Annotated in this window: 20 protein-coding genes and 1 riboswitch; of the genes, 8 read left to right on the top strand and 12 right to left on the bottom strand. The window is 72.0% G+C overall.

All coding sequences use genetic code 11. From position 1 onward, the window contains the following. Positions 1-3 precede the first annotated feature (3 nt). From RZ50_RS03425 to RZ50_RS03415, 3 genes are all read right to left on the bottom strand, one after another. Positions 4-867, bottom strand: coding sequence for a hypothetical protein (locus tag RZ50_RS03425; protein WP_196951315.1), 864 nt, complete (start codon positions 865-867; stop codon positions 4-6). 210 nt (positions 868-1,077) lie between these two features. Further along, positions 1,078-1,278, bottom strand: coding sequence for a DUF397 domain-containing protein (locus RZ50_RS03420; protein WP_196951316.1), 201 nt, complete (start codon positions 1,276-1,278; stop codon positions 1,078-1,080). Further along, positions 1,275-2,087, bottom strand: coding sequence for a helix-turn-helix transcriptional regulator (locus RZ50_RS03415; protein WP_196951317.1), 813 nt, complete (start codon positions 2,085-2,087; stop codon positions 1,275-1,277). Before RZ50_RS03415 ends, RZ50_RS03420 begins: the two co-directional genes overlap by 4 nt. Before the next feature lie 162 nt (positions 2,088-2,249). Here RZ50_RS03415 and RZ50_RS03410 point away from each other — a divergent pair, with 162 nt between their 5' ends. Next, positions 2,250-2,696, top strand: coding sequence for an ATP-binding protein (locus tag RZ50_RS03410; RefSeq protein ID WP_254801968.1), 447 nt, complete (start codon positions 2,250-2,252; stop codon positions 2,694-2,696). 70 nt (positions 2,697-2,766) lie between these two features. On the opposite strand, the gene RZ50_RS03405 is transcribed toward RZ50_RS03410, so the two are convergent. Next, positions 2,767-4,017 carry a hypothetical protein gene (locus tag RZ50_RS03405; protein ID WP_196951318.1) on the bottom strand — a complete coding sequence of 417 codons (1,251 nt, stop codon included), beginning with the start codon at positions 4,015-4,017 and terminating at the stop codon, positions 2,767-2,769. A 497-nt stretch (positions 4,018-4,514) separates the two neighbouring features. Between RZ50_RS03405 and RZ50_RS03400 the strand changes: the two genes are divergently transcribed. After that, positions 4,515-5,375: an EamA family transporter gene (locus RZ50_RS03400; protein WP_308271302.1), complete on the top strand. Its 861-nt coding sequence runs from the start codon at positions 4,515-4,517 to the stop codon at positions 5,373-5,375. A 118-nt stretch (positions 5,376-5,493) separates the two neighbouring features. Next, complete coding sequence (locus tag RZ50_RS03395) at positions 5,494-5,991, top strand: ATP-binding protein (protein WP_196951320.1); 498 nt, start codon at positions 5,494-5,496, stop codon at positions 5,989-5,991. A 41-nt stretch (positions 5,992-6,032) separates the two neighbouring features. On the opposite strand, the gene RZ50_RS03390 is transcribed toward RZ50_RS03395, so the two are convergent. After that, entirely contained in the window at positions 6,033-6,818 is a 786-nt protein-coding gene (locus RZ50_RS03390) for a TetR/AcrR family transcriptional regulator (protein WP_196951321.1), read from the bottom strand. A gap of 140 nt (positions 6,819-6,958) precedes the next feature. Here RZ50_RS03390 and RZ50_RS03385 point away from each other — a divergent pair, with 140 nt between their 5' ends. Then, positions 6,959-7,552: an NADPH-dependent FMN reductase gene (locus RZ50_RS03385; RefSeq protein ID WP_196951322.1), complete on the top strand. Its 594-nt coding sequence runs from the start codon at positions 6,959-6,961 to the stop codon at positions 7,550-7,552. A 22-nt stretch (positions 7,553-7,574) separates the two neighbouring features. Continuing rightward, complete coding sequence (locus RZ50_RS03380; protein WP_254801967.1) at positions 7,575-9,116, top strand: MFS transporter; 1,542 nt, start codon at positions 7,575-7,577, stop codon at positions 9,114-9,116. Positions 9,117-9,125: 9 nt separating this feature from the next. Here RZ50_RS03380 and RZ50_RS03375 read toward each other — a convergent pair whose 3' ends face one another. The 7 genes from RZ50_RS03375 to gcvT form a co-directional block, all read right to left on the bottom strand. Further along, entirely contained in the window at positions 9,126-9,890 is a 765-nt protein-coding gene (locus RZ50_RS03375) for a hypothetical protein (protein WP_196951323.1), read from the bottom strand. A gap of 275 nt (positions 9,891-10,165) precedes the next feature. Then, positions 10,166-10,705, bottom strand: a complete 540-nt coding sequence (locus RZ50_RS03370) for a hypothetical protein (RefSeq protein ID WP_196951324.1) — start codon at positions 10,703-10,705, stop codon at positions 10,166-10,168. Then, the gene (locus RZ50_RS28830) at positions 10,702-12,474 is read right to left on the bottom strand and encodes a hypothetical protein (RefSeq protein WP_254801966.1); all 1,773 of its coding nucleotides are present in this window, start codon (positions 12,472-12,474) and stop codon (positions 10,702-10,704) included. Before RZ50_RS28830 ends, RZ50_RS03370 begins: the two co-directional genes overlap by 4 nt. Positions 12,475-12,605: 131 nt before the next feature. After that, positions 12,606-13,973, bottom strand: coding sequence for an L-serine ammonia-lyase (locus RZ50_RS03360; RefSeq protein ID WP_196951325.1), 1,368 nt, complete (start codon positions 13,971-13,973; stop codon positions 12,606-12,608). A 199-nt stretch (positions 13,974-14,172) separates the two neighbouring features. Next, positions 14,173-15,453 carry a serine hydroxymethyltransferase gene (gene glyA, locus RZ50_RS03355; RefSeq protein ID WP_196951326.1) on the bottom strand — a complete coding sequence of 427 codons (1,281 nt, stop codon included), beginning with the start codon at positions 15,451-15,453 and terminating at the stop codon, positions 14,173-14,175. 129 nt (positions 15,454-15,582) lie between these two features. Further along, positions 15,583-15,957 (bottom strand): glycine cleavage system protein GcvH, encoded by a 375-nt coding sequence (gene gcvH, locus RZ50_RS03350; protein ID WP_196951327.1) that lies wholly within the window; start codon positions 15,955-15,957, stop codon positions 15,583-15,585. 119 nt (positions 15,958-16,076) lie between these two features. Then, positions 16,077-17,198 (bottom strand): glycine cleavage system aminomethyltransferase GcvT, encoded by a 1,122-nt coding sequence (gcvT, locus tag RZ50_RS03345; protein WP_196951328.1) that lies wholly within the window; start codon positions 17,196-17,198, stop codon positions 16,077-16,079. 229 nt (positions 17,199-17,427) lie between these two features. Then, positions 17,428-17,532: riboswitch (glycine riboswitch) on the bottom strand. Between the two features lie 255 nt (positions 17,533-17,787). Between gcvT and RZ50_RS03340 the strand changes: the two genes are divergently transcribed. The 3 genes from RZ50_RS03340 to RZ50_RS03330 all read left to right on the top strand — a co-directional run bounded on the left by RZ50_RS03340 (position 17,788) and on the right by RZ50_RS03330 (position 21,093). Further along, entirely contained in the window at positions 17,788-18,585 is a 798-nt protein-coding gene (locus tag RZ50_RS03340; RefSeq protein WP_196951329.1) for an enhanced serine sensitivity protein SseB C-terminal domain-containing protein, read from the top strand. Positions 18,586-18,700: 115 nt separating this feature from the next. Further along, positions 18,701-19,645 (top strand): enhanced serine sensitivity protein SseB C-terminal domain-containing protein, encoded by a 945-nt coding sequence (locus RZ50_RS03335; RefSeq protein WP_196951330.1) that lies wholly within the window; start codon positions 18,701-18,703, stop codon positions 19,643-19,645. Between the two features lie 458 nt (positions 19,646-20,103). Continuing rightward, complete coding sequence (locus RZ50_RS03330; RefSeq protein WP_196951331.1) at positions 20,104-21,093, top strand: ABC transporter permease; 990 nt, start codon at positions 20,104-20,106, stop codon at positions 21,091-21,093. Positions 21,094-21,118: the final 25 nt, after the last annotated feature.

Here is a 21,118-nt window from a genome sequence, read left to right as displayed (position 1 = left end):
ATGTCAACGGGTGTGCACCGCTGGGATGTTGTGGCTGCGGAGGGTGTCGCGGGCGCGAGTGGCGTGGCGGTGGACGGCGGCGGGGGAGAGGGCGCCGGGGCGGGGTGGTGGGGCCTCGGTGGGGTGGGGGCTGCGGCAGGTGCGGCAGAGGCCGCCGAGGAGGGCGTGCGGGCGGCAGGGGGTGCGGCAGTCGGTGCATTCGAGGATGCGGGTGGGATGGGGCTGCGGCTGCTGTGGGTGGCGTTCCGGGGGTAGCTTGTCGATCAGGCGGCGGCGGGTGAAGGCCGCCGGGCTGTGGACGTCGGGCGGGAGGCCCGTAGTGAGGGCGGCCGTGAAGAGGGCCGGGGTGGTGCCACGGGCCAGCCACTCGGCGGCGAGCGGTTCCAGCGCAGTGCAGTCGGCGGCCGAGAGGGCGAGCCTGGGGTCGGCCAGGCCGAGGCCGGCGAGGGCGGCGTAGGCGGCCGAGGTGGGGGAGGTCCGGTTGAGCGTTCGTTCCTGCGGGGGATCGGGTGCGCCGGACGTTGACGCCTCCCCCGTGGCGAGGAAGCGCGCCCACCAGGCGTCGGAGCGGGGCGTGCGGGAGAAGTAGGTGTGGAACACCCAGCGGCAGTCCTTGGAGCTGAGACGCTCCCGGACGCGACGCAGGTGACCTGCGGTGGAGAGCTTGGTGAGGGCTGTGCGGCACGCCATCTGCCCGTAGTGGGGCTGGAGCGTGGCGAGGGTCTTCACGTCCATGGCGGCGCCGTCGGGGAGGTGGTCGATCAGCGAGGCGAGGTAGGCCTCGCGCGCCGGGAGGTGGGAGAAGTCGGCGGCGGAGCGGGGGAGTTGGTCCGGGGCGGACTGCTTGCCGTATCCGGGCGCGGCCATGGCGGTAGAGTCGTGGGTAGCCACAGGATCGAGTTCCGTTCGATCGTGCCGGTCAGGCCCCCGTTCGGTGTTGGTAGCACCGGCGGGGGTTGTTTCGTTGATGCGCACGCTACACGGGGGAACCGACTGTGGCGAAGTCGTCACGATAAGTCATATGTGCTGCGTACGTGGGGGTTTGGAAGGTGGTTTCCCACCCGTTCCATTGAGGGGTCACTCGGCCTGTGCCGCTTGAGCTTCGGAGGCGAAGGAGAGGAAGGCGGACCAGGCTTCGGGGGAGAAGGTGAGGGTCGGGCCGGCCTTGTCCTTGGAGTCGCGGACGTGGATGGCGGAGGGGGAGGAGGCGACTTCGATGCACTCTCCGCCATCCGTCGTGCTGTAGCTGGACTTGGACCACTGAAGCATGGTGCTCATAGCTCTTCCGCCATCCGTTCGATGAAGGCTCTCGACTCCTCAATGCTGAGGGCCTGCGTGCGGATCATGCCATGGCGCTGAGCGAGAAGGTTTACACGTTCTGCCTCGGAGTACAGGATTCCGGTGTTCTGTCCCTCGACATAGGCGAGTTGCTTGTGATCGGGAGATTCAAGCAGGATCACGGGCCCGTTGAGTGCCGCGTACGCGGCTCGATCAAGTGGCAGGGTCTGGATGGAGACGTTTCGTAGCTCTCCGACATCGAGCAGGTGGTTGAGTTGCCGCTTCATGAGGCCGTTGGAGCCGACAGTCGCTCTGAGCGCGGCTTCGTGGATCACGAAGCCGTGAAAGACGGTGGGGTGCTTGTGTAGACGCTCCTGACGTTGCATGCGGCCGGTGACGCGAGCGCAGACCGTCTCATCATCCAACGGCGGGTATGAGTTGCTGATGGTCTCTCGGGCGTACTCCTCAGTCTGTAGCAGGCCTGGGATGAGCAGGGTCGAGTACGCGTGGAAGGTGATCGCCTCACGCTCGGCTTCGGTGTAGCCCCGCGAGTAAGACGAGAACTTCTCCGGCTGCAGGAAGTCCTCCGCCCCCAGCAGTATCCCCTTTGCATCGCACAACTCATCGGCCGCCTGAAGCAGTTTGAACGACGGCCTCCTCCTCCCCGCCTCCATCGACCGCACGCTCTCGATGTCGTAGCAGGCCGCCTTGGCCAACTGTTCCCGAGTCACGCCCGCGCGAGTGCGCCACCGCTTGAGCTGGTCGCCGCAGTACTTCCACGACATCGGGTTCTCTTTCGGCGTGCTCATCGCCCGGCGCCCCTCCCTGCCCTGGTCGTAGGGCGGTTCAAGCTCTCGCTGTACTTGCCGTGTTACTGCTGAGGCTATGCCCGCCTGCCGACGCTTGAAGGGTGAAATGGCCGAACTCAGCCCTTGCGAGTGAAGCCGTCCGTACGCCCCCCAAGGACCCTGATGCTCACTCAGCCCATCGACGCCGTCGAGTGGATGTTCCCCCGCCTCCCCCGCAGCGCCGGCCGTGCCCGTATCCGTCTCCTCCGGCAGGCCTACGAGTGGGACGTGCACGTCGAGTCCGCCGAGACCGCGCTGATCCTCCTCAGCGAACTGGTCACCAACGCCTGCCGCCACGCCAGCGGCCCGCGTGACCGCCTGATCGGAGTCCGGATCCTCCTCCCCACCCTCTCCGTCCTCCGCATCGAGGTCTCCGACGCGAACTCCGAACTCCCGTCCCCCCGCCACGCGTCGACCGACGACGAATCCGGCCGCGGCCTCGAACTCGTTGCCGCCCTCGCCACCTCCTGGGGCGCCCACCTCCGCGGCGACGGCTACATCGGCAAGACCGTCTGGTGCGAACTCGCCCTCCCCTCGCCCGCCCGTCTCAATCTGGTTCCATGCGACTGAGGCGCGAACTCTCCACCTGAGGCGCTGCGCGAGAAGTCGGGTGGGCCGACTTCTCGCGCAGCCGACCCGCTCAGGAGATCGAGAAGCCCATCTGCTTCACCACCGGCGTCATCGGCACGTACAGCACCTGCGAGTAGCAGGTCGTCGAGTGCGCCGTCGATCCGGCGGGGCAGGCGACCTCCGTCCGGCCGGCCACGATCACGCCGCGGGCCTCCATGTCGCCGTTCGGGCCGGAGGGGTTCGCCAGGGCCGGGCCGCCGCTGTCCCCCTTCGCGCCGATCGCCCGCCGGTCGCCGCCCTTGGACTCCGCGACGTCCACCGGCTTGATCTTCGTGCCCTCGTTGTTCGTCGTCTCCACGTCGACCCTCTTGATCTCCACGTCGCACTTCCACCCCGACTGCGCGCCGCTGAGGCAGATGAGGTCCCCGACGTTGTTGCGCCCGGCCCCGTACGTGTGCCGGGACGAGCCGCCCTTGTCCGACCAGGCGCCGTCGTAGAACCGGCCGCCGCCGTTCCCGTTGATCGCGATCATGCCGACGTCGAGGCCGGCGCCGGTCGCGTACAGGTCGCCGATGTAGCCGCCGGTGCCGTTGTAGTACCGGCCGCCTCCGCAGTGCGCGGCGGTCAGCAGCACCTTCGTCCTGTCCTTCCAGCCGCTGAACGCGGTCGAGCAGAACTCGGCCTTGCTGCTGCTCACTTCGGCGCCCGCGTAGTACGGCGCGCTGTCGGAGTGCCGGCTTCCGGACAGTGCCACCGGGGTGCCCTCGACGGTGGCCGTCACCGGCATCCCGGCGATCTCGGCGGCCCGCCGGGAGTACGCCTGCTCGGTGGCGGTGCCGCCGGTCAGCCGCGTCGCCTTCGTCGGCGAGTACGTGATCGCGATGGCGGAGCCGTCCTCCTGCGGGCCGATCGACGTCCACGCCTCGCGCTCCACGGCGGCGGTGAACTTGTCGATCGCGGCGCGCATCTGCGCCCGGGAGTACGGGCTGGGGTGGACGTCGACGGTGTAGCCGGGGCTGGCGTGCGCGTCGAGCAGTGACCGGACCTCGGCCGGGGCCTCGCCCTTCCAGTAGATGTCGGCGTGCTGGTTCGACGCGTCGATCACCGTCCCCGCGTAGCCGGCCGCCGCCGGGTCGCCGGACTCCACCCAGTCCTGCACCGGGTCCGTCATGAGGTGGAGCTTCTGCTGGGCCTGCGGGTCGCGGAGCACCGGCAGGCTGACGGACCGGATCGACTCGTCCTGCACGACGTCGGCGGCGACCAGGGCGGAGGCGACCACGACGGTCAGGGCCAGGGACAGCGCAAGGCGTGAGCGGCGCATGAGCGATACCTCCGATGAGCCGATGGGCCGGCCACTCAGCGTAGGGGGTGATTGGCGGTCAGTTAGGGCAGCAGGCCGCGCACCGGGCCGTCAGTTGGTGCGCGCGGGAGTCAACGCGCCCCCGGCAGGGGCGGGACAGCTGATCGGAGGCTGGTGAGACCCCTGCGCTCGGGCCGCCGCCCGGGGAAGCCGCACAGGAACTCGGGCCCGTCGACTTCCTGTGCGGGACCGGTAGCATCGGGCTCGTGAACCTGTACTGGCACGTCGTGCTGCCACCGCTCAGCGCCTGATCGGGCGCGCGCTTCGGTGGCTTGATCCCCTTTGCCCCGGCCTGGCTCGTTGAAGCCGCCGTGGGCTGATGGCGTGCGCCCGTTCTCGGAACCAGTTCCCCTGACGGTTTTCGACGACGGAAGTTCACGACTGTGCCGAATCGTTTGTCCACGCCTGCCCGTTCCATTTCCACGGCTCCTCGCCGCACCCGACCGCTCGGCGGGCCGGTGCCGATCCTGATCGCCGCCCTGCTGTGGGGCACCACCGGGACGGCCAGCTCACTGGCCCCCTCGGGCGCCCCGGCGGCGGGAATCGGGGCCGCCGCACTGGTGCTCGGCGGGCTGCTGCTGTTCCTCACCGACCGCTCCGCCTGGACCCTGCCCCGCCGGTGCGGGGCGCGCGAACGGTGGCTGCTGGTGGTCGGGGCGGTGGCGGTTGCCGGGTACCCGGTCACCTTCTATCCGGCGGTGAGCCGGACGGGGGTCGCGGTGGCCACGGTGATCGCGCTCGGCAGTGCGCCCGTGTTCACCGGGCTGCTGGGGTGGCTCGCCCGGCAGGGGAGGCCGGACGGGCGGTGGGCCGGGGCCACGGCGCTGGCCGTGCTCGGGTGCGCCGTCCTGGTGCTGGGCCCCGAACTCACCGGCGGCGGGGCGGCGGTGGACCTCCTCGGGGTGCTGCTGGCGGCGCTCGCGGGGCTCTCGTACGCGGTGTACTCGCTGGTCGGCGGGCGGCTGATCGCGGCCGGGCACCCGTCGGCCGGGGTGATGGGCACGATGTTCGGCGGGGCGGCGGTGCTGGTGCTGCCGGTGCTGCTGAGCGGTCCGACGGGCTGGCTGCTCTCGGCGCGGGGGACGGGCGTGGTGCTGCACCTCGCGGCGATCACCACCTTCCTCGCGTACCGGCTCTTCGGCCACGGCCTGCGGCACACCTCCGCCCAGACCGCCACCACCCTGACCCTCGCCGAACCCGCCGTCGCCGCCGTCCTCGGCGTCGCGGCCCTGGGCGAGCGCCTGCCCGCCCTCTCCTGGTGCGGCCTCGCCGTCCTCGCCGGCGCCCTGGCCCTCCTCGCGCTCCCGAGCCGCCGGTAGCCGTAGCCCTCGTTGCGCAGGAAGTCGGCCCGGCCGACTTCCTGCGCAACGGCGTCCGCTTCAGCAAGCGCCCCCATCGCCACGGAGGTTGGCGTGTCTTCGGCGCTAACCTGGCTCCGTGACGCAGCAGATGAGCACGGTGGTGCTGATGTGTGGTCTTCCGGGAGCGGGTAAGACCACGTATGCGAGGGAGCTGGTGCGGCGCGGTTACGTCCGGCTCTCGATCGACGAGGTGGTCTGGCAGCGGCTCGGGCAGCGCGACGCCGGCCTGGTGCTGGAGGAGGAGGCATACGACCGGCTCAAGGAGGAGGTCCGCCGCGAGCAGCGGCAGGAACTGGTCGAGCTGATGCTGGCCGGGCGGGACGTGGTGGTGGACTACAGCTTCTGGAGCCGCGCCGCCCGCGATGACTACAAGGCCCTGGTCGAGAGCCACGGCTGCCGTTGGGAACTGATCCACCTCAAGGCCGACCGGACGACGCTGGAGCTTCGCCTCGCGGTCCGCAACGGCGAGGAGGGCGCCAACTCCGTCACCGTCGATGAGGAGCTGTTCGGCCGCTACCTGGCCAACTTCGAAGAGCCGACCGGAGAGGGCGAGCAGGTCCTCGTGCAGTCCTGAGCACCGTCGCCGCCCGGCTGGAGGCGCAGGGCTGACGGCGGTCAGATGCCGAAGTGGGCGGCGATGCCGTCGAGGACGCAGGCGAGGCCGGTTTCGAACTGCCAGTCGGGGTCGTCCTTGCGGGTGGCCTGGTGGAGGTAGTGCTGGTAGTTGGGGTAGCGGCCGGTGCCCATCAGGTACGACATTCGGGGGGCCAGGCCGGCGCGGGTCTCGTCGCCGTCGGACCAGCCGTTGTCGCCGCGCAGGGTCTGGAGGGCGATCTCGGCGGCGACCGAACCGTGGACGTAGCCGGAGACGGTGCGGAAGACGGCCATGGTGGTGTCGGCGTCCAGGCCGCTTTCGGCGAGGGCGGCGAACGCGCGCTCGGGGACGGCGAGTTGGTTGGGGCTGAGGAAGAACTGGGTGGCCGCCCGAACGGTCCACTGGGCGCCCGCCCGGACGGTCCACGGGTGGGCCAGGTTCATGGCGCGCAGGTGGACGGCCATGGAGTGCATGGCCTCGCGCCAGCTGTCGGCGGGGGTGTCCAGGGGGAGCTGGCCGTACGCGAAGTCGACCATCAGCTCGATGAGTTCGTCCTTGCCGGAGACGTACCGGTAGGCGGCCATCGGGGCGACGCCGAGGGCGGTGGCCAGGCGGCGCATGGTGACGGCGTCGAGGCCCTCGGTGTCGGCGATGGCGACCGCCGCCTCGGCGATCCGGTGCGGGGTCAGCGTGGTGCGCGGGGTGGGGGCCGGGCGGGCGAGTCGCTCCCAGAGTGAGACCTGGGGCTTGTCGCGGTCGTCGCTCCCGGTGGGGTTGTCCCCGGTGGGGGCCTGCGAGGCGGGCATGGGCGGGCTCCTTCCAGCGGGGTCGCCACCACCGTACCACCCGGGTGTACGCCGTATCTCGACAGTGGACGCCGTACACTTCCGTGTGTACGTTGTATCCAACCGATACGGCGTACACATCGCCCCGGAGGGGGATATCCATGTCCACGGAACAGAACATGCGGGTGGCGGTCGTGCTCGGCAGCACCCGCGCCGGCCGCTTCGCCCCGGTGGTCGGCGACTGGTTGCTCGGCCACCTGGAGGCCCGCGGCGACATGGCCGCCGACCTGGTCGACCTGGCCGAGACCCCGCTGCCGACCGTCATGCCGTCGTTCGGCGGCGAACTGCCCCCGGGCGACTCCGAGTTGCTGGAATCCGTGACGCCCCGGCTGGCGGCCGCCGACGCCTTCGTGTTCGTCACGCCCGAGTACAACCACAGCTTCCCGGCCCCGCTGAAGAACGCCATCGACTGGCACAACCAGCAGTGGCACGGCAAACCGATCGGCTTCGTCTCGTACGGCGGCCTGTCCGGCGGCCTGCGCGCCGTCGAACAACTGCGGGTGGTGATGGCAGAGTTGAACGCCACCACGATCCGCAACACGGTCAGCTTCCACGGTGCCTCCCAGTGCTTCGACGCCGACGGCAAGCCGCACGACCCGGCCGCCGACGCCGCCGCCAGGACCATGCTCGACCAGCTGGCCTGGTGGGCTGAGGCGTTGCACGACGCCCGGCAGGCCCGCCCGTTCGCGGTCTGAACCCGGGGGAGGGGGAACGGACATGGCCACGGAACCGGTCGAGGACCGCCCCGGGCCGCCGCTGCTCGGCGTGCTCGGGCTGATGCTCGGCATCTTCCTCTCGGCCCTCGACGGGCAGATCATCGGCACCGCACTGCCGACCATCGTCGGCGACCTCGGCGGACTCGAACACCTCTCCTGGGCGGTCACCGCCTACCTGCTCACCTCCGCCGCCGCCACCCCGCTCTGGGGCAGGCTCGGCGACCTGTACGGGCGCAAGGGCGCCTACCAGTGGGCGGTGGCGGTGTTCCTGATCGGCTCGATGCTGAGCGGACTGTCCCAGAACATGGGCGAGTTGATCGCCTTCCGGGCACTCCAGGGCGTCGGCTCGGGTGGGCTGATGGTCGGCGCGCTCTCGGTGATCGGGGTGCTCGTCCCCGCCACCGACCGGGCGCGGATGCAGTCGGTGATCGGCGTGCTGATGCCGATCGCCTTCGTCGGCGGACCGTTGCTCGGCGGCCTCCTCACCGACCGGCTCAGCTGGCGCTGGGCCTTCTACGTCAACCTGCCGGTCGGGCTGTTCGCCCTGCTCGCGGTCGGCCTCGGGGTGCGGCTGCGGACGGAACGGATCCGCGCACCCTTCGACTGGGCCGGGGTCGCGCTGCTGACCACCGGGATCCTCGGGCTCACCCTGGTCGGCAGCTGGGGCGGGACGACGTACGCCTGGACCTCGCCGTGGATCCTCGGGACCGGCCTGGTCGCGGTGGTGGCGCTCGGCTGGTTCGCCCGCACCGAACTGCGCGCTCCCGGGCCGCTGATCCCGCCCGCGCTGTTCCGCGACCGCAACTTCACCGTCGCCCAGGTATTGGGCTTCCTCGCCGGCGCGGTCATGATCGCCCTGATCGGCTACCTGCCGCAGTACCTCCAGTTCGTCCAGGGCGCGTCGCCGACCGCCGGCGGCCTGCTCCTGCTGCCGCTGATGCTGGGGATGATGGGCACCCAGCTGTTCACCGCCCGGCTGATGAGCCGGCCGGGCGGCGAGCGCCGCTACCCGCTGCTGGGTGGGGCGCTGGCCCTGATCGGGGCCGCGCTGCTGCTGCTCCTGGGGACGGACACGCCGGTGGCCCTGGCCTCCGGGCTCACCGCGGTCGCCGGGACCGGCATCGGCCTGCTGACGCAGAGCACCCTGCTGACCTCGATGGGGGCGGTGCCGCGCCAGGACATGGGGGCGGCGATGGGCGTGGTGACCCTGCTGCGCAGCATCGGCGGCTCGCTCGGGATGGCCGCGCTCGGTGCGGTCTACACGGCGCGCCTGACCGCCTCGCTCACCGAGCGGCTGGGGGCCGACGAGGCCACCTGGCTGACCAGGGGCGGCGGGCTCACCCCGGCCTCACTGGCGGGGCTGCCCCGCAGCGTCCGGGACGCGATCGGAGAGGCGGTCACCGGAGGGTTGCACGGCACGGTGGCCGGAGGCGTCGCCCTGGCGGCGGTGGCGACGGCGGTCGCCTGCCTGGCCCGGCCGGGTACGGACCCGGCCGGGGCGCCGCAGGAGGCCGGGGCGTCCGTGGAGAAGGCCCCGGCGTAGCGGGCCCGGTCAGCCGGAGGCGGGCGGGCAGTGGCCGGTGAAGCAGAAGGAGGTGAGCTCCGACTGGAGGAGGGCGTGCAGCGGGTCCGGCCCGCCGGCCTCGGGGCCGGCCACCAGGATCGCCCAGGCGACGCCGTCCGGGCCGGTGAAGAAGTGGGCGACCGCGTGCCGGACGCCGAAGCCGGACAGGTTGTACGAGTACTCCAACTCGGCGCTGCCGTCGGCGCTCTGCTCCAGCCGGATCCGGTGGTAGTCGGGGAACCGGCTGGTCAGGGTGGCCAGGCTGGTGTCGGTGGCGGCGGCCTCCTCGTACGGGGACTTGGCCTCCATCGGCCACACCTGGACCAGGCTGGCGCGGTCGGGGGAGTCGTAGAACACGGACTGGTTGTCGACCCGGCGCTGCCAGCCGTCCGGGACGAGCAGGGTGAAGCCGTTCGGGTCCTGGACGGGGGTCAGGACCGGGCCGGTGGGCGTCGGGGTGGGCGTGGGCGTCGGGGTGGGGGTCGGGGACGGCGAAGTGGAGGTCCTGGTGGGGGAGGGAGGCGTCGACACCGTCGGCGAAGCCTTGTCGGTGGCCGTGGTCGCCACGGCGACCGGCTTGCCGCCGCCGTCGTGCCGGGTCAGCAGGTAGGCGCCGCCGCCCGCGAGCACGCCGATGAGCGCCCCGGCGAGCGCCGCCAGCAGCAGCCGCCGGGGCGCCCGCCGCGCCGGCGGCGGTTCCTCCGGGCGTGGTAGGTCCGGTGGCCCGGGCGGCAGCGGGGGCCTCGGCGGCACCGTGGGCGTCTCCGGCGGTACCGAAGGAGCCGGAGGAACGGGAGGCACCGGACGAACGGGAGGAGTCGAAGGAACGGGAGGAGCCGGAGGAACCGAAGGCACTGGCGGAGGCAGGGGCACTGGCGGGGGTGGAGGCACAGGCGCAGGAGGCACCGGCGGAGCCGTACCCTCCACCGGCCGGTCCACCCACCGCTGGAGGTTCCTGTCCCAGTACCTCGCCACCGTCTCTCCCCCGTCCTCCGCGCGCCGCCTCAGCCCATCAGCCCATCAGCCCATCAGCCCAGGAACTGCTCGATCGCCTGCACCACCGCCAGCGCCGAGGCGAGCCCCGAGACCGCCGTGGCCGAGCTCCGCAACAGGTCCCGCAGCCGCTCCAGCCGGGGGCGCGGAGCGGTGCCGCCCGCCTCCAGGGCGCCTTGGACGGCCACCACCTCCTGCTCCACCTCGGCGACGCCGTTGCCCTCCACCTGCGCGAACAGCGGGAGTTGGCCCCGCAGCTCGCCCAGTGAGGCCAGCAGCCGCTGAGCCGGGGCGTCCATCCGCACCGAGGCGTCGACCGCCCGGGCGTTCTCCCCGGAGGCGAGTGCGCCGCCCGTCATCACGCCGACCGATACCCCGCCCGCCGCCGGTGCGGGCACCGTCAGCCCGCTGACGTCCGGCAGCGCCTCCGATCCGCCGACCCGCTGCGAGCGGTCCTCCGCGCTGGCGCCGGAGCCCGAGGCGACCGCCCCGCCCGTCATCGCGCCGATCGAGACCCCGCCGCCCTGCCGGGGGGTGCTCTCCTCGTCCTGTCGCACGTTCCGCTCCTCGCTCATCTGATCTCCGCACTCGCCTGCCGCGAAGCCGGCCCGGTGGTCCCCTGGGCCGGGACGTTCACTCCGGTCTGCGCCGTACCGCCGTTGGTGGCGACGGCGCCGCCGCTCATCGACCCGATGTGGATGCCGCCCTCCATCACCTGCACCACCGTCTGCTCGAAGCGTCCGGTCTCGTACCCCTGGTTGTGCAGCGCCTCGCGCACGCCGTCGATGATCCGCTCCTGGACCGTCTTCAGGTACCGGTGGACGTCCAGTTCCTGGAAGATCGACACGGTCGGCGAGGCGGCCAGCTCGCGCAGCGACACCATCGGGCGGGCCGACACCAGGAACGCGTCGTCCTCCGTCGTGCCGCTCGCCCGGCCGCCCGGGTGCAGCAGTATCCGCAGTGCCGCCGGGGCGGCGGTGAACGCGGACACCGCCGGGCGGCGCCGCCGCAGCCGTACGCCCCGCTGGGCCATGGCGTCCGCCAGCAACTCGTAGTCGCGCCACACGGGCCCGAGCACGTGCGGGACGACCTCCAGCACCAGCAGCTGCCCCTGGGTGTGCACCCGCAGCAGGACGGACAGCACCACCTGTTCGTCCCAGGCACCGACCCGCACCCGCAGGAAGTGCCGGCGCCGCTCGCCGCCCTCGTCCACCGCCTCGGCGATGTGCTGGTTGATCTCGGCGGAGCCGCGCGGCACGTCGGCGCGGGTCGGCCCGTACGGCAGGAAGACCAGGTGCTCGATCTCCAGCTCCCGCAGCCGGTCCAGGCTGGTCTCGGCGGCGGCCTGCCGCAGGGCGGCCAGACGGGGGACGATCAGGTCGAGCACCGCGCGGGCGGTGAGGTCGCCGGCGTCGGTGACCACCGGGCCGGTCTTGCTGCGCTTCAGCTCCAGCGCGAACGACCAGGGGCGGTAGGGGAATCCGGCGCCGAGGAAGGGGTCTGCCGGGTCGTAGACGACGAGCTGGGAGTACTGCTCGGCGGTGATCGCCTGTTGCAGCCGGCGGTAGTACGGCCGGTCGGGCAGCGGGCGCGGCGGCCGGGTGCCGAAGGTGTCGCGGCCCAGTTCCCGCCGGACGACCTGCGCGACCAGCAGCCGGTGCCCGCCGACCGTCGCCGCGAGCATCAGCGGGAACACCACGCCCTTCGGGTCCGTGCCACTGAACAGGCCGGACAACGCCGCCATCCAGTAAAGGAGTTGGAAGATCACGGCGACGGCCGTGCGCCAGCCGCCGGAGCGCCGGGCCGTGCCCCTGGTCCCGCCCGGCGTGGCGGGGGCGTACAGCGCGTACTCCCGGACCTCCGCGGGCTTGGCGAACCAGGAGACCAGCGTGACCAGGGCGTACAGCAGGGCGAAGTTGACGAAGAGCAGCGTCACGTGCTGGACGGATGAGCCGAACAGCTGGCCGGACGACGAGGAGTTGGCGTACGAGCTGTAGCTCTGCGGGTTGTACGGGGACCACGAGGCGCCGGACGGCGAGCCGTCGAAGACCGGCCGGATCTCGCTGTACCAGAAGCCGATCCAGAGCACGGCGAGCACCGCGCCGGTCCAGAGCTCCAGCGTGCGGGCCCGCAGCGCGTGCGCCAGGACGGTGATCAGGTCGAAGCCCAGCGACGGCGGCACGGTGCGCTCGTCGTGCTCGACCAGCTCGCCGATCACCCGCCGGCGGAACTCCGGGTCGAGGTACACCCCGGCGCACATCAGCCGGGTGGCCTCGGACCCGGCGTACGGCGACGGCGGCGGCTCCTGCGGTGGTTGCCACTGTTCGGACGACTGGAAGTTCATTCGCCTCCCCCTCCGGCGTGAACCAACTCGACGGGATTATGGCGCCCTTGACACTCCGTCGGCCAGTGGAAATGCGAAAGCCCCCGGACGGAACGGGAGTTCCGCCGGGGGCGTCCGACAAACGTCCGGGATCAGCACTCGATGACGTTCACCGCGAGCCCGCCGCGGGAGGTCTCCTTGTACTTGATCTTCATGTCGGCGCCGGTCTCCTTCATCGTCTTGATCGCCTTGTCCAGCGAGACGTGGTGCCGGCCGTCGCCGCGCAGCGCCATCCGGGCCGCGGTGACGGCCTTGACCGAGGCCATGCCGTTGCGCTCGATGCAGGGGATCTGGACCAGGCCGCCGACCGGGTCGCAGGTGAGGCCGAGGTTGTGCTCGATGCCGATCTCGGCGGCGTTCTCGACCTGCTCGGGGGTGCCGCCGAGGACCTCGGCGAGGCCGCCCGCGGCCATCGAGCAGGCGGAGCCGACCTCGCCCTGGCAGCCGACCTCGGCGCCGGAGATGGAGGCGTTCTCCTTGAACAGCATGCCGATGGCGCCGGCCGCGAGCAGGAAGCGGACGATGCCGTCCTCGTCAGCGCCCGGGATGAAGTTCAGGTAGTAGTGCAGGACGGCCGGGATGATCCCCGCCGCGCCGTTGGTCGGCGCGGTGACCACCCGGCGGCCGGAGGCGTTCTCCTCGTTGACCGCCATCGCGTAGAGGGTCACCCACTCCATCGCGTTGGCCGGGCCGATCCCCTCGGCGCGCAGCGCCCGGGCCGCGGCCGCCGCCCGGCGGCGGACCTTGAGGCCGCCCGGCAGGATGCCCTCGCGGGTCATGCCGGCCCGCACGCACTCCTGCATCACGGACCAGATCTCCAGCAGCCCGGTGCGGATCTCCTCCTCGCTGCGCCAGGCCTTCTCGTTCTCCAGCATCAGGCCGGAGATGGACAGCCCGGTCTCCCGGGTGAGCCGCAGCAGCTCCTCGCCGGTGCGGAACGGGTAGCGCAGCGCGGTGTCGTCGGGCTTGACCCGGTCCGCGCCGATCGCGTCCTCGTCCACCACGAAGCCGCCACCGACCGAGTAGTACGTCTTCTCCAGCAGCGTCGAGCCGTCCGCCGCGTACGCCCACAGGGTCATGCCGTTGGCGTGGTACGGCAGCGAGCGGCGGCGGTGCAGGACCAGCTGGGTGTCGGGGTCGAAGTCGATGGCGTGCTCGCCGAGCAGGCTGAGCCGCTTCTCGGTGGTGATCCGCTCGACGTCCTTGTCCGCCTGGTCGACGTCGACGGTGCGGGGCGAGTGGTTCTCCAGGCCGAGCAGGACGGCCTTCGGGGTGCCGTGGCCGTGGCCGGTCGCGCCCAGCGAGCCGTACAGCTCGGCGCGCACGCCCGTCACCTGCTCCAGCAGGCCTTCGGACCGCAGGCGGCGGGCGAACATCCGGGCGGCGCGCATCGGGCCGACGGTGTGGGAGCTCGACGGGCCGATGCCGATGGAGAAGAGGTCGAAGACGCTGATGGCCACGGGGGACGTCCTTGTCTGGTCTCGTGGAAGGACTTGCGGGCAGGGAGTGGCAGGGCGGGGCCGGGGCCGACACGGGACGGGGCACCGCGCGCACTGTCCAGTGTGCGCGGTGCCCCGGGGTCCCAGGTGCTCCGGCGGGGTGAGGCCGGTCACTCGGGGTCCGTCAGGCCCTACGGCCGACGGACCCGACCGTGCCGGATCACTCCTGGTTGGCGAGGGTGGGGTAGAGCGGGTACTTGTCGGCCAGGGCGGTGACCCGGGCCTTCAGCGCGGCGGCGACGGTCTCGTCGAAGGCGGGCTTGAGCGCCTCGGCGATGATGTCGGCGACCTCGCGGAAGTCCTCGGCCTGGAAGCCGCGGGTGGCCAGGGCCGGGGTGCCGATGCGCAGGCCCGAGGTGACCATCGGCGGGCGCGGGTCGTTCGGGACGGCGTTGCGGTTGACGGTGATGCCGACCTCGTGCAGCCGGTCCTCGGCCTGCTGGCCGTCGAGCTGGCTGTTGCGCAGGTCGACCAGGACCAGGTGCACGTCGGTGCCGCCGGAGAGCACGGACGCGCCGGCCTCGGCGACGTCCTCCTGGAGCAGGCGCTCGGCGAGGATCCGGGCGCCCTCCAGGGTGCGCTGCTGGCGCTCCTTGAACTCCTCGGAGGCGGCGACCTTGAAGGCGACGGCCTTGCCCGCGATCACGTGCTCCAGCGGACCGCCCTGCTGGCCGGGGAAGACCGCGGAGTTGATCTTCTTGGCGTACTCGGCCTTGGACAGGATGACGCCGCCGCGCGGGCCGCCCAGGGTCTTGTGGGTGGTGGTGGTGACCACGTCCGCGAACGGCACCGGGTTGGGGTGCAGCCCGGCGGCCACCAGACCGGCGAAGTGCGCCATGTCCACCATCAGCAGCGCGCCGACCTCGTCGGCGATCCGGCGGAACGCGGCGAAGTCCAGCTGGCGCGGGTAGGCGGACCAGCCGGCGATGATCAGCTTCGGCTGGTGCTCCTTGGCCAGGCGCTCGACCTCGGCCATGTCGACCTGGCCGGTCTTCTCGTCCACGTGGTACGCGGCCACGTTGTAGAGCTTGCCGGAGAAGTTGATCTTCATGCCGTGGGTCAGGTGACCGCCGTGGGCCAGGCTCAGGCCCAGGATGGTGTCGCCCGGCTGGATCAGCGCGAACATCGCGGCGGCGTTGGCCTGCGCGCCGGAGTGCGGCTGGACGTTGGCGTGCTCGGCGCCGAACAGGGCCTTGATGCGGTCGATCGCGATCTGCTCGACCACGTCGACGTGCTCGCAGCCGCCGTAGTAGCGGCGGCCGGGGTAGCCCTCGGCGTACTTGTTGGTGAGCACCGAGCCCTGGGCCTCCATGACCGCCACGGGGGCGAAGTTCTCGGAGGCGATCATCTCCAGGGTGGTCTGCTGGCGGTGCAGCTCGGCGTCGACCGCGGCGGCGATCTCCGGGTCGAGGGCGTGCAGGGACTGGTTGAGAACCGTCATGGTGGTGGTCTTCCCTGGGAGGAGAGTCGGGGGGTGCCGTACGAGGCGCGCCATCCGAAGGCGGTGGCGGGCGACCGGTGGGCGGGTGGGGCGGGCCGCGCTGCCGCGGCCCGCCCCGTCACACGGGGGTCAGCCGCCTATGAGGGCGGTGTACTCGTCGGCGCTGAGCAGCTCGTCGGTGGCCTCGACCTTGACCTTGAACAGCCAGCCGCCCTCGAACGGGGCGCTGTTGACCAGGGCGTTGTCGTCCAGGACGTCCTGGTTGACCTCGACGACCTCGCCGGTCACCGGGGAGTACAGGTCGCTGACCGACTTGGTGGACTCCAGCTCGCCACAGGTCTCGCCGGCGGTCACGGTGTCGCCGACCTCGGGCAGCTGCACGTAGACGATGTCACCGAGCGCGTCGGCGGCGTGCTTGGTGATGCCGACCGTGGAGACACCGGCCTCGGCGGCGGTCAGCCACTCGTGCTCCTTGGTGTACTGCAGGTGCTGGGGGTTGCTCATGGCGTCATTCTCCAGGATGGGAAGCGGGCACGACGAAGCGGGCCGCCGCGCGGACGGCTTCGACGTGCGTGTATGGGGGAAAGCGGGGTTCTCGGCGGGCCTCAGCGGGCGCGCTCGCCTCAGCGGGCGCGCTTGTAGAACGGCAGCGCCACGACCTGGACCGGCTCGTGCTTGCCGCGCACGTCCACCGCGACGGTGGAGCCGGGGGTGGCGTGGGCCGCGTCGACGTAGGCCATCGCGATCGGCTTGCCCAGGGTCGGGGACGGCGCGCCCGAGGTGATCCGGCCGATCGGGGCGCCGTCGGTGGAGACCACCGTGTACTCGGCGCGCGGTACGCGCTTGCCCTCGGAGACCAGGCCGACCAGCACCTTCGGCGGGTTGGTCTCGGCCGCGGCGGCGGCCTGCTCCAGCGCCTTGCGGCCGATGAACGCGCCCTCGTTGGTGGTCTTGTCGAAGCGGACGACCCGGCCCAGGCCCGCGTCGAACGGGGTGAGGTCGGTGGAGAGCTCGTGCCCGTACAGCGGCATGCCCGCCTCCAGGCGCAGGGTGTCACGGCAGGACAGGCCGCACGGGACCAGGCCGCGGCCCTCGCCGGCGGCGGTCAGCGCCTGCCAGATCGGCTCGGCGTCGACCGGGTGGCAGAAGATCTCGAAGCCGTCCTCGCCGGTGTAGCCCGTCCGGGCCAGGAGCACCTCGCGGCCGGCCACCTGGGCGGGGAGGATCGCGTAGTACTTCAGGCCGGGCAGGTCGGCGTCGGTGGTCTGCGCCAGGATGCCGGTGGCCTCCGGGCCCTGGACGGCGATCAGCGCGTAGGTGTCGCGGTCGTCGGTGACGACGGCGTCGAAGCCCTTGGCACGGGCGATCAGCTCGTCGAGGACCAGCTGGGCGTTGGAGGCGTTGGCGACGACCAGGAAGGCGTCCTCGCGCAGGCGGTAGACGATCAGGTCGTCCAGGATGCCGCCGTCCTCGGCGCAGATCATGGTGTAGCGGGCGCGCAGCACGCCGAGCGCGGAGACGAAGCCGACCAGCGCGTGGTCCAGCATCTCGCCGGCCTGCGGGCCGGTGACGGTGATCTCGCCCATGTGCGAGAGGTCGAACAGGCCGGCCTTGGTGCGGACGGCGAGGTGCTCCTCGCGCTCGCTGCCGTAGCGCAGCGGCATGTCCCAGCCGGCGAAGTCGGTCATGGTCGCGCCGAGGGCGCGGTGCAGCGCGTCGAGCGCGGTCAGGCGGAGGGACGACATGGCCAGGAACTCCTCGGTCGGGGCACTCAGGGGCGCGCGCCGGAACCGGACCCGCTCGGGGACCGACCCTGCGCGCGGGCATGCGGCGGCGTGGGTCTCCCCATCTGTCGTCGAACCTGAGAGCTTCACCGACCACGTGCTCGCGGCTGTTTCCAGCCTTGAAGACAGCATGGCGGCTTGCACCGTGGGTGGGCGCGCGACAGGGCCGTGCGCCGCTTTCCAGATATGCCTAACCCGTGCGGTAGGGGGGCCTGAGAGATTCCGGGGAGGACTTGCTCCTTCGGCGCCGGCTGTGCCTCCTGAGGGGCATTCCGGGCTCTCCCGCGCGGGTTCGAGCGGCCGGTATGGAGTTGTGGGGGCCCGCGGCGCATGCCGACGGACGCGCACATCATGGCACGTCCGGAGCGGGGAGGGGAGAGGGGACCCGGTCACACCGCGCGGGACCGAACCCCTGCCCGCCGCGGGACCGAACCCGCACCCGCCGCCGGACCGAACCCGCGCCCGCCGCCGGACCGAACACGGGCCCTAAACTGCTGCGCGTCGGCGCAGCAGAGGGCGGCCGACCGGCATGAGGGCGGATCGGCGGCGCATGGGGTACCCGGTGGAGCAGCAGCAGGGGTGGGACGGACCGCAGACGGCGCCGTCGGGCGGCGGGTGGCCGGCCAACGAGCTGGAGCAGGTGCTGACGGCCGCGCTGGGCGACCCGGGCGCGACGCCCCGGGTGATCGAGGTGCTGGCCCGCAGTCAGGTGTGGGTCCCGCTGCCGGCCGGCGGCGACCCGAACGGGCAGTCGCTGGACCTGCCGGTCATCGAGCTGGGCGGGGACCCGTACGTGCCGGTGTTCTCCTCGCAGGAGGTGTTCCTCCAGCAGGCGCCGGGGATGGCCTTCGCGGTCGCCCCGGTCCGGGAGTTCGCCCGGGGGCTGCCGCTGGGCGTGGGCATCGCGGTCAACCCGGAGGCGGCGGTGGGCATCCCGGTGCCGCCGCAGGGCGTGGCCGAGCTGCGCCGCGGCCCGCGCGAGGACCGCTGGGAGCAGCACCCGGAGGCGCCGAGCGGCGGCCGGGTGGCGCTGCGCGAGCCGGTGCCGGGGGAGGACCCGGAGCACTTCCTGGCCGCCTGCCGGGCCGAACTGTCGGCCCTTCCCGGCGTGTTGACCGCGCGCAGGGCGCTGGCCAGCATCGAGGGCGAGCCGACCGTGATGTTCGTGGGCGTCCAGCTGGACCCGGCGGCCCCGGCCGACCCGGCCGCGGTGAATGACGCACTCGGCCGAGCGCTGGGAACCGCGCCGCTGCCGGGCGGCGTCCACCTCGTACTGCTCGACCTCGCCGACGACCCGGTGGTCGAGTGGCTGATCACCCGGGTACTGCCTTTCTACACGCGGGTGTGAGCGGGTTCCGGTCGAAGGCACGTCGCCGTGGCGGTGGTCGTTGCCGCGCCATAGGGTGCGTGCAGACGGCCGACGGGCCGGCGGTTCGAGGAAAGAGGCGCGGCGAGGTGGGCGCATGAGTGCGGGAGCGGGAGCGGGCGGTGTGCCGGGGCCCTGGGGCCAGGCACCGGCCGGGCGCCCGGGAGCGGATCCGGGCGCATTGGAGCGCGTCCTGCGCGAGGTCGCGCCGGAGCGCTACGACGCGTACGAGCGGCTGCTGCACGCGCTCGCCGAGGGCCGGGTCTGGATGCTGCTCTGGCACGGCACGCCGGGCAGCCCGGACGCCCAGTACGGGAACATGGAGATCAGCGGCCACGGCTACGCGCCGGCCGTCACCTCCGCCGAGCAGCTGACGGCCTCCGGCTGGGCGCGGGCCCACGAGGTCATCTCCGGCCGGGAGATCGCCGCTTCGCTGTACCGCACCCGCTGGGGCCTGTGGCTCAACCCGCACGCGCCCGGCGGCGGGGTCGGGGTGCCCTGGGCGGACCTGCGGCGGATCGCCGCGGGCCTGGAGCGGCTGCCGGCCGGCCCGTTGAAGCTGAGCGAGCCGCAGGTGAACGCCCATCAGTTCTTCGCGCTGCTGGAGCGGCAGGCCGGCGAGGTGCGCGCGGTGCGGGCGCTGCGCCGGGCCTGGGTGCAGCCCGCGGTGGGGGAGCCGTACCTGGCGATCGGCCTGGACCTGTACGACAGTTCGCCGCCGTCGGTCGAGTCGGTGCGGGCGCTGATGCAGCGGGCGATCGCGGTGGCCCCGGAGGGGCTCGCGGTGTCCACGGTCGCGATGGCGGACGAGTACGACCCGGTGGCGCTGTGGATGCGCGCCAACGCGCGGCCGTTCTTCGACCGGGAGGCGGGCCGCCCGCCGACCGGACCGTACCCGCCGGTGCCGCCGCCGTACCCGGGGCAGCCGGTGCAGGGCCGGCCGATGCACGGGCAGCCGACACCGGGGTGGTCGTACGGCGCCCAGCAGCCCGCGCAGGGCTGGGGGCAGCAGCAGCCGTGGCCCGGATACCCCGGTCGCTGATTGCCAAAACCCGTTTCGACAAATCCTCTACACCGAAGCCGACTTGATTCGCCATCAGGTCGGCTTCGGTGCTTTCCGGACGAATTTTCCGCCTCGATCCAGGCACATCTTGACATGGCTGTTACAGCCGTGTGAAGAGGGATATACCGAAGATCGAGGAGGTGCATGCACACAGATCACAGTTGGGCATCTGTCGGTTGGCAGGGCTGGCGCAAGCCAGTTCGGATGGCAGAGAGTTCTGCGCAACGCACCGCGCGTACTGGAAACCCCACGAAGGTGAACGCGCAGGCAGACCGCTCCACCACGCGATGCCCAATCCCGCGTGGGGGCAGTACCCCGTGCACGACGTACTGCCGCGAACACCCGCTCCTAGCACCTCCGCACGTCCGCAGCCGTACCGCCGAACCGGCGCCCGGCACCCGTGGGCCGGCCACCGTCGGCGAGGGGACCAACTGACCATGACCGCACCCATCGCAACCGCCGGGAACGAACCGGAGGCACCCGCCCCCGCCGCCCCGGCCAAGACGATCGAGGGACGCTCCCTCGGTCGGATCGCCTGGACCCGCTTCAAGCGGGACAAGGTCGCCGTCGTCGGCGGCATCGTGGTGATCCTGCTGATCCTCCTGGCCGTACTGGCCAAGCCCATCGAGTCCCTGTTCGGACTCGACCCCGACGCCCTGAACCAGGACCTGCTCGACGCCAACCTGGGCGGCATCCCGCTCGGGGACTGGGGCGGAATGAGCGGCGATCACCTGCTCGGCGTCGACCCGCTTCAGGGCCGTGACCTGCTCTCCCGGGTCATCGAGGGCTCCTGGGTCTCCCTGCTGGTCGCCTTCGGCGCGACCCTGCTGTCCAACACGATCGGCACCGTGCTCGGCGTGATGGCCGGCTACTACGGCGGCTGGGTGGACAACCTGATCAGCCGGATCATGGACGTCTTCCTGGCCTTCCCGCTGCTGCTCTTCGCCATCGCGATCTCGACCTCGCTGCAGGGCGGCGCGTTCGGTCTGCACGGCCTCCCGCTGCACATCATGGTGCTGATCTTCGTGATCGGCTTCTTCAACTGGCCCTACATGGGCCGGATCGTGCGCGGGCAGACGCTGTCGCTGCGCGAGCGGGAGTTCGTCCACGCGGCCCGCAGCCTGGGCGCCCGCGGCCCGTTCATCCTGTTCAAGGAGCTGCTGCCGAACCTGGTCGGTCCGATCCTGGTCTACTCGACCCTGCTGATCCCGACCAACATCCTGTTCGAGGCGGGGCTCAGCTTCCTCGGCGTCGGCATCCAGCCCCCGCAGGCCTCCTGGGGCGGCATGCTCAACGACGCGATCAAGTACTACCAGGTGGACCCCCAGTACATGGTGGTCCCCGGTCTGGCGATCTTCCTCACCGTGCTCGCCTTCAACCTGCTCGGCGACGGGCTGCGTGACGCCCTCGATCCCAAGAGCAACTGACGCTGCGTCAGGACCCACCCTCCTC

This window comes from Kitasatospora sp. SUK 42, assembly GCF_015776785.2.
GTDB lineage: Bacteria > Actinomycetota > Actinomycetes > Streptomycetales > Streptomycetaceae > Kitasatospora.
This window is presented reverse-complemented; position numbering and strand designations above follow the sequence as displayed.